This is a genomic window from Halomarina litorea (assembly GCF_024227715.1).
GTDB classification, from domain to species: Archaea; Halobacteriota; Halobacteria; order Halobacteriales; family Haloarculaceae; genus Halomarina; species Halomarina litorea.
The window spans coordinates 52276-65107 of record NZ_CP100450.1 but is presented as its reverse complement, the minus strand read 5'-3'; the positions used below and the strand labels follow the sequence as shown (position 1 = coordinate 65107).

Annotated in this window: 17 protein-coding genes; 5 read left to right on the top strand and 12 right to left on the bottom strand. The window is 59.3% G+C overall.

Annotation, left to right across the window (positions count from 1 at the left end; genetic code table 11):
• Positions 1–290 precede the first annotated feature (290 nt).
• The 4 genes from NKG96_RS19315 to NKG96_RS19300 all read right to left on the bottom strand — a co-directional run bounded on the left by NKG96_RS19315 (position 291) and on the right by NKG96_RS19300 (position 3715).
• Complete coding sequence (locus tag NKG96_RS19315) at positions 291–1157, bottom strand: hypothetical protein (RefSeq protein ID WP_254538591.1); 867 nt, start codon at positions 1155–1157, stop codon at positions 291–293.
• A gap of 110 nt (positions 1158–1267) precedes the next feature.
• Positions 1268–2194, bottom strand: a complete 927-nt coding sequence (locus tag NKG96_RS19310; protein WP_254538590.1) for a M78 family metallopeptidase domain-containing protein — start codon at positions 2192–2194, stop codon at positions 1268–1270.
• 86 nt (positions 2195–2280) lie between these two features.
• Positions 2281–2628, bottom strand: a complete 348-nt coding sequence (locus NKG96_RS19305) for a DUF8013 domain-containing protein (protein WP_254538589.1) — start codon at positions 2626–2628, stop codon at positions 2281–2283.
• A 76-nt stretch (positions 2629–2704) separates the two neighbouring features.
• Positions 2705–3715, bottom strand: coding sequence for a DUF6610 family protein (locus NKG96_RS19300; protein ID WP_254538588.1), 1011 nt, complete (start codon positions 3713–3715; stop codon positions 2705–2707).
• Between the two features lie 297 nt (positions 3716–4012).
• On the opposite strand from NKG96_RS19300, the gene NKG96_RS19295 reads away from it, so the two are divergent.
• The 3 genes from NKG96_RS19295 to NKG96_RS19285 all read left to right on the top strand — a co-directional run bounded on the left by NKG96_RS19295 (position 4013) and on the right by NKG96_RS19285 (position 5602).
• Complete coding sequence (locus tag NKG96_RS19295) at positions 4013–4339, top strand: CGCGG family putative rSAM-modified RiPP protein (RefSeq protein ID WP_254538587.1); 327 nt, start codon at positions 4013–4015, stop codon at positions 4337–4339.
• A gap of 64 nt (positions 4340–4403) precedes the next feature.
• A complete protein-coding gene (locus tag NKG96_RS19290) occupies positions 4404–4733 on the top strand; it encodes a cupin domain-containing protein (RefSeq protein WP_254538585.1) in 330 nt (109 codons plus the stop codon).
• A complete protein-coding gene (locus tag NKG96_RS19285; protein WP_254538584.1) occupies positions 4730–5602 on the top strand; it encodes a succinate dehydrogenase/fumarate reductase iron-sulfur subunit in 873 nt (290 codons plus the stop codon). The genes NKG96_RS19290 and NKG96_RS19285 overlap by 4 nt, the downstream gene beginning before the upstream one ends.
• A 78-nt stretch (positions 5603–5680) precedes the next feature.
• On the opposite strand, the gene NKG96_RS19280 is transcribed toward NKG96_RS19285, so the two are convergent.
• Positions 5681–5926, bottom strand: coding sequence for a ferredoxin (locus NKG96_RS19280; protein WP_254538678.1), 246 nt, complete (start codon positions 5924–5926; stop codon positions 5681–5683).
• Positions 5927–6254: 328 nt separating this feature from the next.
• Between NKG96_RS19280 and NKG96_RS19275 the strand changes: the two genes are divergently transcribed.
• A complete protein-coding gene (locus NKG96_RS19275) occupies positions 6255–7442 on the top strand; it encodes a hypothetical protein (protein WP_254538677.1) in 1188 nt (395 codons plus the stop codon).
• A 78-nt stretch (positions 7443–7520) separates the two neighbouring features.
• Here NKG96_RS19275 and NKG96_RS19270 read toward each other — a convergent pair whose 3' ends face one another.
• Positions 7521–7832 (bottom strand): CGCGG family putative rSAM-modified RiPP protein, encoded by a 312-nt coding sequence (locus tag NKG96_RS19270; protein ID WP_254538676.1) that lies wholly within the window; start codon positions 7830–7832, stop codon positions 7521–7523.
• Between the two features lies 1 nt (position 7833).
• Entirely contained in the window at positions 7834–8922 is a 1089-nt protein-coding gene (gene nirK, locus NKG96_RS19265; RefSeq protein ID WP_254538675.1) for a copper-containing nitrite reductase, read from the bottom strand.
• 187 nt (positions 8923–9109) lie between these two features.
• On the opposite strand from nirK, the gene NKG96_RS19260 reads away from it, so the two are divergent.
• Positions 9110–10042 (top strand): halocyanin domain-containing protein, encoded by a 933-nt coding sequence (locus tag NKG96_RS19260; protein WP_254538674.1) that lies wholly within the window; start codon positions 9110–9112, stop codon positions 10040–10042.
• A gap of 158 nt (positions 10043–10200) precedes the next feature.
• Here the strand turns inward: NKG96_RS19260 and NKG96_RS19255 are convergent, their stop codons facing one another.
• From NKG96_RS19255 to NKG96_RS19235, 5 genes are all read right to left on the bottom strand, one after another.
• On the bottom strand, positions 10201–10482 hold the full coding sequence (locus NKG96_RS19255; protein ID WP_254538673.1) for a DUF7521 family protein: 282 nt from the start codon (positions 10480–10482) through the stop codon (positions 10201–10203).
• Positions 10479–10856: a winged helix-turn-helix domain-containing protein gene (locus tag NKG96_RS19250; RefSeq protein WP_254538672.1), complete on the bottom strand. Its 378-nt coding sequence runs from the start codon at positions 10854–10856 to the stop codon at positions 10479–10481. Before NKG96_RS19250 ends, NKG96_RS19255 begins: the two co-directional genes overlap by 4 nt.
• Before the next feature lie 95 nt (positions 10857–10951).
• Positions 10952–11245, bottom strand: a complete 294-nt coding sequence (locus tag NKG96_RS19245) for a transcriptional regulator (protein WP_254538671.1) — start codon at positions 11243–11245, stop codon at positions 10952–10954.
• Positions 11242–12213: a transcription initiation factor IIB gene (locus tag NKG96_RS19240; protein ID WP_254538670.1), complete on the bottom strand. Its 972-nt coding sequence runs from the start codon at positions 12211–12213 to the stop codon at positions 11242–11244. The genes NKG96_RS19245 and NKG96_RS19240 overlap by 4 nt, the downstream gene beginning before the upstream one ends.
• Positions 12214–12421: 208 nt before the next feature.
• Entirely contained in the window at positions 12422–12820 is a 399-nt protein-coding gene (locus tag NKG96_RS19235; RefSeq protein ID WP_254538669.1) for a plastocyanin/azurin family copper-binding protein, read from the bottom strand.
• Between the last annotated feature and the right edge of the window lie 12 nt (positions 12821–12832).

Below are 12832 nucleotides of genomic sequence, written 5' to 3'. Positions count from 1 at the left end.
CTCGGTTCCCGTAGATGAGCGTTCCTCATTCAGTTCCTCGAAGTGCGGTTCGACCGCTCGGAGTTACTCGCCCCTCACCTGATCTCTCGTTCCCCGAATATTCAGACTCACTCCCCGATCGATGGACCGGCGAGTTGGAGTGTGCCGATGAAATCGAGCGCCTTGAGTCGGTGCTTATGACTGCAGAATTCACCGTGGACGAGAGTTCCGCTAGTTAGCTTCCCGAGGATTCGGTCTAGCCCTACTCTTAATGTTAAGAATAAGATTAAGTCTAACTGGATGGTGACAGCCTACAGTACCGAATCTGACTGTTGATTCGCTTCCGTGAGAGGGAGACGTCCGTCTGGTCGGGGAACGTGCCCTGCATCGATTTCGATATCGACGCGGCGCATATGCTTACAACCCCCTTCAGGTTCGCGTCGCTGCCAGTCGAGACAAGTGCATGTCTCAGCAGCGACATCGACATCGTAGAAATTCCCGGACTCTGAATGAACCTCGTACACGCCGCCCTTCTTCAAGAGTGAGACGTCCATCTCTTCGTCGCATGCTCGCCGCGTTCGCGGTGTGAGTTCATCGGCTGACGGTTCTGCCGAAACCGTATCTGTCTCTGGTTTGATGGCGCTCTGGGTGTCTCTGGTTGCCACCCATCCACCGTCCGGGGCGAGAGCGGAGTCGTCAGGTTCAACGAGGCGAGCAAGGTGCTCCTCAATCGGGTGATTGTAGTGGAGGAGAAAGTGTGCTTCGTGTCGACCGCGGTGATCGTAGGAGCCACACGCTGCAGCTGGCCCCTCCCAGACGCGCCACGCGCCGAGCGCCGTCATCACCTCCAACGCCCGTCGCGGCAACTCGTCCTGGTCTAACTGCTCGTAGAAGATGCGAAACCGAGTACAGTGCTCTTGCGGTTCGATGTCGGTCCACCACTCAACCTCGTCTCTCCAGTGATCGAACATCGCCGCATCGTTCCCGTACCTGACCGTGATCCCTGGAACACGTGATTCGCCCGTATAGGTGTCTTCAGCCTCGTTCTCCAGCAGCCGGAGTACCGCGAATCGCAGGTGTTCGTGGAGTGGCTGTTCGGTTCCGTAGCCGACTTGCGGATGGCTCTCGATTGTCTGGCGGGCTTCGTTGAGAACCGTCGTGAGGTACTGTCCAGTCATGGGTTCGTTCTATCCCGGTCGACGCACGATCACGCGCGCCGCCACCCTTCCACGGCGCAATAGAAACTCACGGCGACGTGGAGAGCTGTTCATCGACGCGCTACACTGACCTACCCGTCGATCACGTCGATGATCTCCTCTGCGGTGCTGCTAATCCGTCCGAACCGATCTTGGATTGACTCTGGCTCGTCATCTTGCCACGCGGCGAGATAAAACGCTGAACCGCTCGTATCAAGGCCGCAATACCGGCCCACGATGTATGCGACGGCTTCCGCTTCGACTTCGCGCTTCGACCGTTCGTCCTCGTCGTCGACGTCGAAATGGAGCAGTGCATGCGCGTACTCGTGAATTAGCGTGACCGCAAGGTCAGCCTGGTTCGTGCGGGCTTTCGCCTCGACAACCGGCGTGAGATCGTGAAGACTCCGTTGCGTGCAGACGCCTTTCGCGCCGCCATGCTCCCACTCGTCGGCATCAACGATTCGAACCGTCACGCCGAGTTCATCCGCAGCCTCTGTGAGTGCGGGCACCAGATCGGCAGCGTCACCAGTCGCCTCGGTCTCCAGCTCGGGAAGCGGCTCTCCCTCGGTCTGCGAGATATCGAACACAGCAGTGGGTTTGAACCCGACCAGCCCTTTCGACCACTCCTCGGGTGGTGTCTCGTCGTACTCACAGTCACATTGCTCGTGGTAGCTCGGCGAATTCTCGCATTCGGGGCAGTGCTTCGTGATGATCGGTGCCCAGATCCAGATTGCCTGTTCGCCCTCCTGGACGTGCCGGTCGAACTCATTCCGCCAGGTGTTGAAGCCTGCGACCTTCGTTGCCTCGGGACACTGGAGTTTGATGAGCAGCGTGTTGCGATGCGAGTAGTCGTGGAAGCGACTCTGAACGTCGAGCCACTCTTGGAACTCCGAGCTGGCCTGTGCGTCGTCGACGCCGTCGATGAGGTCGTCGATCCATGCTTCAATCGTACTGTGCATCTCGTCTTTTCGCGTGTCGGTCTCCTCGAAGGAGGCCGACGAGTCGCTCGTCGTAGCCATGATGTTCTGAAATTCGCCTTACTGCGATCGCTTCGATTCAGCCCGCGCCGCACCCCTGACGGCGCATAAAAAACCCGTGACGGCGGTTACCGGAGGGCGGATTTCTCATCAGCGAAGCCGACTGTGACGAGGTAGTCGAGAAATGAATCGAACTGGTTGACGTCGCTGGGCGTGTCAGTCGCGAGGTGGCGTGCCCACTCGATGGCCCACTGGAACACCGGATCAGTGCCGCCCTTTCCGTGGATATACCACCAGCGAGCGGCCTTCAGGACGACAAGTGGATTCGTCGGCGGCTGCTCGGACGCGAGCGCCTGCGTAATCGACCGGATTTCCTCGGGGACATCTTCTGGTTCGACCCCGGTTGACTGGCTGTTCGCTACGTCGACTGGAATTGCATCGATCGAGACGTCGTTCGAATGCTGTTGTTGGCTCACGGAAATCACCATCTTGAAGGGCCTGATCTAGCACGCCCTCGTCCTCTCCGGAGGGCGCGAAAAACAGGACGCGGCGTCACGCAGGCGGGAGATAGACGCTCCGATCGCCAGCAATCTCCTCAAGGTTGTTCCGATGCCGGTGCGAGAAGTAGCACTCATAGCAGCAGTACCCACAGACCGCTCCCGTGTCGTACTCGGCGACGTACGGGCCACGATCGGTCGTCCACACATTCGCGCGGCACTCGGTACACGCCGCGCTCTCGATATCGCCTGGCGTGGGCCCGGAATAGGTGAGTTCGGTCTCGTCCGCCTGGGGTGTCGAATCGGGCCAGACGCCGTGGTCCTGCCAGAATTCTTTGAGCCGGCTGAGACTATGCCGGACCGTCTTCCGGACCGTGACGTGGTCGGCGTCGCGACCACTGTCGTCCCAACCGTCGGCCGTCCAGAACTCGCCGAACTGCGCCCCGCGATGCAGACCATTCCAGTCGAGGCCGACGATGTCGGCCGGCGGGTCACCCGTCAGCGTTGGTTGGGTGAGCTGCTCCACGACTTCGAGTTGCTTGGGTGGACTGCCACCAAGGATGTGGACGCGACGGCCCCGCCAATCGACGGGGTCGGAGAACTCGTGTGCAAGTCTGTCCGCATACCCTCGCGAGTAGCCGAGCACGATATCGTCGGGAATTGCCTCGATGGCGGCCCGGCATTTTGGGACGATAATGAACTCCGTCTCGGGCAGTCTCTTCTGGACTTCTCGAATCTTAGCGACGTACGACTGTGCTTCTGCAGCGTCGTAGGCGTCACCGATGATACCCACGTCGGGCTCGTACTCGAGCGCCCGATTGACGTACCGATCAAGATCGGGATTTCGAAAATCGTTATCGAGCATTCCGACCGGGCACTCGAGGGTATCGAATTGCAACTGCTGATACGTGCAATCCTCGCGAAACCCAGGGAGGAAGCCGAGGGTCAGCGCATCGATCGCAAACGGAACCCGATGGAGGAACGCCACGTACGCCGCTTGCCGGGCGTCAGAGTGTGTCTCAGTAGTACTGTTGCTAACTGGGTCTGCGCTGTCGTGAATGGCCATGAGGAGTCTCCTGCGGGATTCCGTCGCCCCGCAGGGCTCCCCGGGGCACGATAGACGTTCCAGCATTAACCAACACCGAACGGGAACTGACGCGGTTGTTGGTTAATCAAGAAGCAGTAGCCGCGCGATTCGTTGATACCAAGAGCGACGTCAGCGTTCCAAAGCTAACGTTGAGAGGAGTTAGCCCCACAGAATCAGCGGAATACCGATACCCACCATACGAATTCCTTCAAGACATCGTCTAGCAGGAGATTCTGCACCCAACGTCTTTTGATAACAGCGGGCCTACAGCCAGGTATGGCAACGGACTCACACGATCACGATCACGGCCACGGCGAGACGGAACCCGTCACTGACCGTACTCACGACAACTCGTGGTCGGCGAATCTCGAGAAACCACAATACGCCGACGATCGTTCTCTGCTCAAACGACACGCGATTGAGGCCATCGAACACACGACCAGCGGTCACCACGTCAATCTCGTCACCCACGAAGCGCATGGCCATCCGGAGACGTACCTCTATGACGCTCTCAGTAAACGATTCGGGGAGGAGGACGTCCGCTGGGAGTATGTCGAACAGTGCGGCTGTGGGGGCCACGTCGTCCGCGCTCACATCGAATAACGTCACGAACGCAGCGAACGGCACCGACAGGCTGTGAATCCGTCCACTCATCGATTCGAACACTATGGTCCACATCAAATCGCTACCGGAACTCGAAGGGGAACCACACGCGAACGCCTTTCCCAGCGAGGAACCGAAGACGATCCGATTAACCCTCTCCGAGGGTGAGAATGTCGAGCCGCATGCGCATCCGGATCGAGAAATCGTGCTCTACCTCATCTCTGGCAGCCTCGAACTCAGACTCGATGGGGAGCCGTACCACGTGACTCAGGGCGATGTAGTTCATTTCGATGGAGCACAGGACATCTCTCCGGTTGCAAAGGCGGACAGTACCGCGTTGCTCGTTCTCGCTGCGAAACGAGAGGGTCCTGACTCTTCAGAAGGGGGCCTATGAGCTCCCAACGGCCATCAACTCCAACGGAACCTGAATCTGCCGACGAAGAGACACCCCAGCAGCGACGGCTTGAGCGGAAACGCGAAAGGGCGATGGCTGTTCAGTCACAGGCCGATGGCGAGCGGGCTGCCGATGCCGACACTGACACGATCCAGCTCGAAGTGTTTCGGTATGACCCCGATGTCGAGGCCAAACGGGACCCCCGATTCGACGATTTTGCCGTCCCCTACGAACGGGGAATGACCGTCCTCGATGCGCTCATCTACGCGCGCGACCACTACGACTCGTCGCTTACGTTCCGCCATTCCTGTCGCATGGCCGTCTGTGGCAGTGACGGGTTCTTCATCAACGGACGGCAGCGACTGGGCTGTCAGACGCAGATTTCGGATCTCGACGAACCGATTCGCGTCGAACCGCTGCCTCACCAGCCGGTCATCAAGGACCTCGTCGTCGACATGGACCACTTTTACGAACGGATGGAGGCCGTCGAACCGTACTTCCAGCCCGACGACCTCCCCTCCGGTGAGCTAGAAGAGCAGCGGCAGTCGCCCGAGAACCGCGTGCAGATCAAGCTAGCCTCTCGATGCATCCAGTGTGGTTGTTGTACGTCGTCGTGTAATCCGGCCCAGACCGACGACGAGTACATCGGACCGGCGGCGATCGTCAAGGGGTATCGGTTCTACATGGACGAACGCGAGGGGCCCGATGCCCAGGAACGCCGGCTGGAACTCCTCGAGAAAGAACACGGCGTCTGGCAGTGCCACACGCAGTTTTCGTGTACCACGGTCTGTCCGAAAGACATCCCGATCACCGAAGAGATCCAGGAGATGAAACGCGAGGCCATCAAACGAAACCTCAAGTTCTGGTAACCGGAACGGTGGGGCTACGGCTTCTCTGTTCCGTTCGATACTGTCAATCTAGTTCAGTGACCGTATCGAGTGACCGAGTTACGGTACCAGTTGTTCGCCCTCATCATCGTAGACTGTGATCGCGTCTACGGGGCAGACACGAGCTGCCATTTCCGCATCGAACTCCTCGCCCTCGGGGACCTCTCGAACGTAGAGGTCGCCCTCGACTTCGTCACTTCCGACGAGTGTCGCTTTGCCCGCATCACGGTCCTCGATGAACTTCTCCCACTCGTGGACACAGTTGAAGATCCCAGTACAGGTATCGCGATCGAATTCGACTCGCATAGTGTGTTTCCGCTCGTCACTAGTAGGTCGTCCTGCCCAATAGTCGCTCCGTCTTGTGGGTTCTGTCACGATGCCAGTATAGTGCTCGAAAGGGCTGGAGTCATTCGACGGTTGTTTGCCGCCGGTCCCCACAGCGAGATCTCGCTCCCATTCGTCTTTCCTGCAAACACCTGCATCTAGATGGCCTGGTGTCCGTCGCTGGTCGATTACATGACCACTGACAGCGGGCAGGCGAAATCATCAGACCGATGCGACAAGATGTCGGTGGGTGTGCTGGCGTTGGAGACGGGGAAACGCTTAGCGGGTGCCACTCCGATTGAGGTAGCATATGAGTGCAGCGCGCGTCTCACAAGGGGCTCGGCGGCACGTAGCCGTCGGCGCACTCTTCTTGGTCGCGTGGCAGATCACCGCGTTCGTCGATGCGCCCCACCGCTCAGGCGTCGTCCTCGGACTCTACGGGTTCGTCCTCCACACCGTCGCTGGAAAGGGGTACGCGCTCGTCCCCTCCTACTTCGATAGGACGCTTTCGCATCCTGGGGCGCCAGCCATGAGTCTCCCGCTGCTCTCACTCGGTACCGTCGGTCTTACCGTGGCGCCCCTCGATGACATCCCGTCCGTCGTCGGTATCGCGGGCGCTGTTTGCTGGGCGCTCGGCGCGCTCGTCTTCGTCGGCGCAGTCGGCTGGACGGTCCGAGACAACCTCACCGGACGCGAGACAGGCACCGGCGAGGTCAACGTCGATCGCCGGCGGGTCGACCGCGCCGCCAACGCGTTCGTCCCGGTCGTTCTCGCCTACCTCGTTGCTGGTGCCTACGAAACGGTCGCCGTCTCGGCGGCTCTTCCGACGCTCACCGGACGCGGGATGGCCGGCGCGAGCCACCTGCTCGCAGCCGGTGTTGGTGCGTTGTTGGTGTTCGCGGTGGGTTTCCGCCTCCTTCCTCGGTTCCTTGTGAGTTCACCCCCGCTGGTGCTCGTCATCGTGGTCCTCACTGCGGGTGCGGTCGGCCCCGCGCTCATCGCCGGGAACCTCTGGGGAGGGACGTGGTTTCGGGTTGGCGCCGCCGCTGAATCCATCGCTGTTGGCGGATTCGCCATTGCATACATCTCACTCTTCGTTCGCTCCGAGCGTCGTCGAGTCGGACTCTACGGGCCGCTGGCCGGAGTCGTCATGGGCGTTATGGGAGTTGCATTGGGCGCCCACGTCGCGTTCGCCGGTGTGTCTCCTGGCTGGTCGATTGCTCATTACCGACTGAACCTGCTGGGCTTCCTCGGACTCACGATCGTCGGCGTCGCCTTTCAGTTCTACCCGCCAGCGATCGGCACGTTCCTTGGTGCCAACGACCGGACAGCGCTTGCCTCGATGGGGTGCCTCGCAGCTGGCGTCGGCGTGGAGGCGTACGGTTCGCTCGCTGGGTTCGACGCCAGCACGGGGATCGGGCGATTCCTTGCCCTTATCGGTGCTGGTCTATACGCGTACTTGCTACTGGGTCTCTTCCGAGAGCGGTACGGAGGGTAAGGAATGCGTGATTGTCGTCACGTGTTGTGTCTGCTGTCTCAAAATCGAGGGTGATCACTGCAACTGCATCGCTCCATCTTAGCGGTTGTGGACGCGAACCCGGAGGACGTGTCCGCCACAGCCACACTGCTTGATGTAGGACCAGTCGATCCGGTCGCCAAACTCCTCGTGGAGCACCGGACCGAGGTACGACTCCGGTCGGCCGTGAGCGCCGTGAGTGACGAGGTTTACGTGGTAACCCGGGGCCGTATGTTCGACCGCCTCGATGGCGCCCGTGACGACCGCGGAAAGCCGCTCACCATGGACGGGCTTCTCTAGGTTCGTCGACCACGAATTGTGGTGGACGTGATGGGTGACTGGTTCGACGTCGGTGAGGGTGTGCTCGCTCATGTTAGTCCTCCGGATTGAACAGCTCCTCGTTTGCCGGACCGTCGGCACTGATGACCGCAAGCGCGCCTTTCCGGGCGACACGTGAGAGTGCGTGGTCGACCAGCTTGTAGTCACCCGGCACGGGGAACTGCGCCGTGACGACCGCGGCGCTGCCCGGGAGCACGGGCGTCGTCTGGACGTACCGCTGGGGCTCAGAGGCGAGCGACCCCTGTGGGTACACCTCGTCCCAGACACCACCGATAGCGTGGAAGCTACTGAACAGATTCGGCCCGCCGACCGCGTAGTAGATGCGCACCGATTCGTCGGTCTTTACGCGCATCTCGTCGTACTTTTGGGGACCGATGGCGTACTTTTCACCGTTGATGAGGACGTAGGTGGGGTCCTCGGCCGCCATGCGCGTGAAGTCAAACTCGTGGTGGCCTTCGTCGCCCGCGGCACCGTTCGTGTAGAGTTCCATCTGCCCGAGGTAGAACTCGTGGTCGACCTCGGGGAGGCCCTCCTCGGGTTCGACCAGGATGATACCGAACATCCCGCTGGAGATGTGGTAGTCGACGTTCGCCACGGCGCAGTGGTAGACGAATGCTCCCGGATAGGTCACCTTGAACGTCAGCTGCTTCTCTTCACCGGGATTGACCGTGGTTGCCTCCGCGCCGCCGCCCGGTCCACGGCATGCGTGGAAGTCGACGTTGTGGGCCATTGTGCTGCTCTCGTGGTTCCGGATCGTGAGGTCGACCGTGTCACCCACGCGGGTTCGAATGAACGGCCCGGGGACCTGCCCGTTGAAGGTCATGTACTGGAAGGTGACACCGGGTTCGATTTCCGCGATGACTTCACGCGTCTCCAATTCGACGGAGACGCTGGCCGGCTTCGATCGGGTGATCGGTTCGGGAATATCTCGGGGGTCGGCGGCGACGCGGTCGACGTCGATCGGCTTCGCGGCACCGAGCGCCGGCTGACTGACACCAACGTCAAGCGGACCAGACACCTGCACGTTGTCTATGGGTGATCCAACGGTACAGCCGGCGAGCGCTCCGGCGCTACCGACGGCCATCCCTTGCAATACACGGCGTCGAGTGGTAGTGTACGTCATTTGAGTCCCTCCGATATCCTCACTTCACTCCAGATACCGATATATAAGAAGGCTGATTCCCGGCCGATGGGGATCGTGTTTCCTTATTAACTGATTTCGATGGGTCGGTTTACCTATGACCGCAAGTGCAGCGACCCACGCTCCGACGTGTAACCGACGGACCGTCCTCCGAGCTGGGACTGGGGCGATGCTCGGTGCCGCCACTCTCGGTGCGGCCTCGCAGCCTACCGCTGCGACGGCGGAGCCGGACGCGTTTGAGACGTGGCTCGAAGATGTCGAGAACTACGAGGGAATCATCGACAAGCGTGGCGAGTCCAGCGTCACGATCACTGTTGGCGCGCCGGGGAACGGCGGCGACTTCGCGTTCGAACCCGCGGCAGTGCGTGTTGACCCTGATGCGACGGTCGTCTGGGAGTGGACTGGGAAAGGGGGGGTCCACAACGTTCGTGCCACCGACGAGACCTACGAGAGTGAGATGCTCTCCGATGTGGGTGCAACGTTCGAGCGGGCGTTCAGTAGTGAGGGAATCAGCCTCTACTCGTGTCTCCCGCACGAGGCCATGGGAATGAAAGGGGCAGTCATCATCGGTGGGGTCGGTGCCGGTGATTCGCCACAGGAGGTCGACTACGGGAACTGGTTTGACAGCGTCGAGAACTTCCACGGAACGGTCGACATGACCGGACAAGATCTGGTCCGTATCGCGGTCGGAGCACCGGGAAACGGCGGCGACTTCGCGTTCGAACCGGCGGCAGTACGTGTCGACCCCGGAACAACGGTCGTCTGGGAGTGGACCGGGAAGGGCGATGCACACAGTCTGGCGGCAGCTGACGGGAGTTTCAACGCTGAGCTGATAGAGACGGCTGGAGCGACCTACGCGCTCCGATTCGACGGGGCCGGCGTGAGCAAGTACGCGTGTCCGTCCCACGCCCCGGAGGCGATGCGCGGGGCTATCGTCGTCGGCGACCCAATGGCGGGCGTGATCGACGTGCCGATGACGGCAGTGGTCACGGGTGCGGGCGTCTTGGGTGCCGCCCTCTCGCCGCTCGCCTTCGCCGCGTTCCTCGTTTTACGAGGGACCGGAGACGAAACTCCGCCGGATACGGTTGGGCCTGGCGAGTGAAAGATCGTCATCAAGGGTTGAGACGCCCTAGTCTGCGACCGTTTAATTTTCAGAAATACACGAGAGTGCCAGTTCACATTCTCCGAATAAAGTATATTTGATGAACCGTAGATAGAATAGGCGAATGCGTCGATATCGAGGGTAGAAAATTATAGGAATTATTCACGTTCAAGGTAGAGCGAGTACAGAACGATCGCCAAACCAATTGCGACAAGGACACTATTGATCAGGATGCCCATCTGGAACGAAATCGAGAGAAGTTGATGGGCGATTCCTGCAAGCAACGCACCAAACGTAACGACGCCAAATCCGATTCCAAGAACACGTAGCGACGGGGTCCCAGTCCGCCGATATGCCTTAAACGCAATATATGTGATTCCGCTTCCGAGGAGTAAAATCACCGTCTTCACGACGACGATGGCTGTTTCAACCCAAATCATAGCTCATCACCCATCTTCGACCAGATATCGGCGAGGCGTTCGTTAGCGTTCCGCGGCGGGCGTTCAACCGACACGGAGAGGGTGTCGTCCTCGTCCATGGAAATCATCACATTGACGAAATCACGTTCGTATTTCGTGGTTCGACCACCTCCGGAATTGATTGTGTCCTGCTCGCGGACAAGCGAAGCGTCGCTGAGGAGCTCGAGCTTCCGATACAACGTTGATTTGGGAATATCACAGATGTCAATGAGTTCGGTTGCGGTCATGGGTTCAGCTGTTTCACGGAGGATGGCTCGACAATCGGTGTCATCCAGCGCATCAAGGACCGCCTGCAGTGACGGAGAGTCCTCGGATGACGCTGAATTGCGCACCATTGTTTGAATTTGGCCGGTACTCGGGAAAGGCTATCCGGTTACGACTCAACCGACAAAGAGTAGATCCAGCTTTGCCCGCTAGCAGAGCCTCAGCATCACGAATCTGAACCTTCTCTAAGCCGTCGCTTTCCTTCCTCCGTGACGTCATAGAGCCCTCGACCGACTGGACGAATCTGTCCGTGTTCATGAAGCCGCCCACATATTTGGTCTACGGTGATTGGATGGCGATCTGCAATTTTTGCGATTTCCATCACATACAGTGGCGAATCCGCGACGAGTATCTCGAGTATCTCCTGATCGGTTTCGCGACTGAGTTCACCCATCACGTCCCTCGCTCGGCCAGCAGTCGGTAACTCTTCACGGCGCGATTCTGCTGGTTCGTTCATCATGCATAGCCCTCCTCAGCATAGACGTCAAGCAACTCCTGATACCGATTCCGAATGGTCACTGTGCTAATGTGGGCCGCGTTACTCACCGTCTTCTGTGTCAGTTGCTCATTCGTGAGGTGCGTAGCCGCGTAGAGTGCGGCCGCTGCGAGACCTGCAGGATTCTTCCCGCTATGGGCTCCCTGTGCCTTTGCTGTCGAAAGGAGGTCTCGTGCCTGTCGAGTAGCCTCGTCACTCACATCCAACGTTGACGCGAATTGAGGAACGTAATCCAGCGGATCTGCTGGTTTGATTTCCAGTCCAAGTTCTCTGGATACATACCGATAGGCCCGCTGAATTCGGATTTCTGCTACACGACTGACCTCGGCGAATTCGGCCAACTGCCGTGGCGTCCCATGTTGTCTGGCCGCGGCGTACAGTGCGGCTGTTGCCATTCCTTCGATAGACCGACCTGGCAGTAGATTTTCGTCGACTGCTCGCCGATAGAGCACTCCTGCGGTTTCGCGTACCGGATCCGCCACATCAAGGGCAGATGCCATCCGACTGATCTCGCCAAGTGCTTGTTTGAGATTCCGCTCATGGGCGTCTTTCGTTCGGAACCGTTCGTCCCATGTGCGAAGGCGCTGGAGCCGGGCTCGCTTCCGACCGGACACCGATTGTCCATACGCATCCTTGTCCTGCCAGCTGATCGTCGTACTGAGCCCCTTGTCGTGCATGAGTTGCGTTGTGGGGGCTCCGACGCGGCTTTTTTCGTCTTTTTCGTCGCTATGGAAGGCTCGCCACTCTGGTCCCCGGTCAATGGACGCCTCATCAAGAACCAACCCACACTCCTTACAGGTCGTCTCACCATGCTCGTCGTCGCGAACGACCTGTCCATCGCATTCTGGACACGATGAAAGGGGCTGTGACTCGGTGACGGATTGCCCTTCATCGGGACGACCGTCTTCGATATTGAGCTGCGTATTAGTCATGGGTGCTGGGACTCGGATTTCTTTCTCTGGTCGCTCCGAGTGGGTGTCTCTAGCAATGATGGGGTGCGCTAGCCGAAGAGTACGTGGCGGATTCCCATCCGTTGGGAATGCGCCAATGTAGTTTACAAGAAGGCAACGAAGTTTCGTGGTATTAGGAAATGGCGGGAGTCTTCTTAAAATCTATCACCTAGCGGGTGAGAGCAGGTACTCACCCGGAAAAGCTGCTGTACGAAACTGCGCCTTGGTCAACAATCGTTTGACTCTCTGGGACGTCTCCATCGGGCGGCATACTACCTTCAGCGGGCCCGCCGGGCTCGCCGACAACAATTCGTCCGACCATGTCGAGGCTCTTGTGGGGCGTACAAAAGTAGTCGTACGTTCCTGTGGTCTTGAACGTATGCTCGAAGGTTGCGCCCTGCTCGCTGAGAATCCCACTGTCCCACGTCTTAGCACCTTTGGGGATGCGGGTGACTGATGCCTGACCCGTCCCTTCTTTATATGCAGTTGCAGAGTGGCTTCCGCTATCGATCTTGAACGTGACCGTTCTGCCGGACTCGACGAAAAGCCCGATTGGATCGAAGTAGTAGTCACTTCCTTCTGTGACCATCAGGATTGTGTT

Bases quoted from the DNA above. Each gene is read 5' to 3' on its own strand.
- NKG96_RS19315 (WP_254538591.1), bottom strand. From the start codon at position 1,157: ATGACTGGACAGTACCTCACGACGGTTCTCAACGAAGCCCGCCAGACA.
- NKG96_RS19310 (WP_254538590.1), bottom strand. From the start codon at position 2,194: ATGGCTACGACGAGCGACTCGTCGGCCTCCTTCGAGGAGACCGACACG.
- NKG96_RS19300 (WP_254538588.1), bottom strand. From the start codon at position 3,715: ATGGCCATTCACGACAGCGCAGACCCAGTTAGCAACAGTACTACTGAG.
- NKG96_RS19295 (WP_254538587.1), top strand. From the start codon at position 4,013: ATGGCAACGGACTCACACGATCACGATCACGGCCACGGCGAGACGGAA.
- NKG96_RS19290 (WP_254538585.1), top strand. From the start codon at position 4,404: ATGGTCCACATCAAATCGCTACCGGAACTCGAAGGGGAACCACACGCG.
- NKG96_RS19285 (WP_254538584.1), top strand. From the start codon at position 4,730: ATGAGCTCCCAACGGCCATCAACTCCAACGGAACCTGAATCTGCCGAC.
- NKG96_RS19280 (WP_254538678.1), bottom strand. From the start codon at position 5,926: ATGCGAGTCGAATTCGATCGCGATACCTGTACTGGGATCTTCAACTGT.
- NKG96_RS19275 (WP_254538677.1), top strand. From the start codon at position 6,255: ATGAGTGCAGCGCGCGTCTCACAAGGGGCTCGGCGGCACGTAGCCGTC.
- NKG96_RS19270 (WP_254538676.1), bottom strand. From the start codon at position 7,832: ATGAGCGAGCACACCCTCACCGACGTCGAACCAGTCACCCATCACGTC.
- nirK (WP_254538675.1), bottom strand. From the start codon at position 8,922: ATGACGTACACTACCACTCGACGCCGTGTATTGCAAGGGATGGCCGTC.
- NKG96_RS19260 (WP_254538674.1), top strand. From the start codon at position 9,110: ATGCTCGGTGCCGCCACTCTCGGTGCGGCCTCGCAGCCTACCGCTGCG.
- NKG96_RS19255 (WP_254538673.1), bottom strand. From the start codon at position 10,482: ATGATTTGGGTTGAAACAGCCATCGTCGTCGTGAAGACGGTGATTTTA.
- NKG96_RS19250 (WP_254538672.1), bottom strand. From the start codon at position 10,856: ATGGTGCGCAATTCAGCGTCATCCGAGGACTCTCCGTCACTGCAGGCG.
- NKG96_RS19245 (WP_254538671.1), bottom strand. From the start codon at position 11,245: ATGATGAACGAACCAGCAGAATCGCGCCGTGAAGAGTTACCGACTGCT.
- NKG96_RS19240 (WP_254538670.1), bottom strand. From the start codon at position 12,213: ATGACTAATACGCAGCTCAATATCGAAGACGGTCGTCCCGATGAAGGG.
- NKG96_RS19235 (WP_254538669.1), bottom strand. From the start codon at position 12,820: ATGGTCACAGAAGGAAGTGACTACTACTTCGATCCAATCGGGCTTTTC.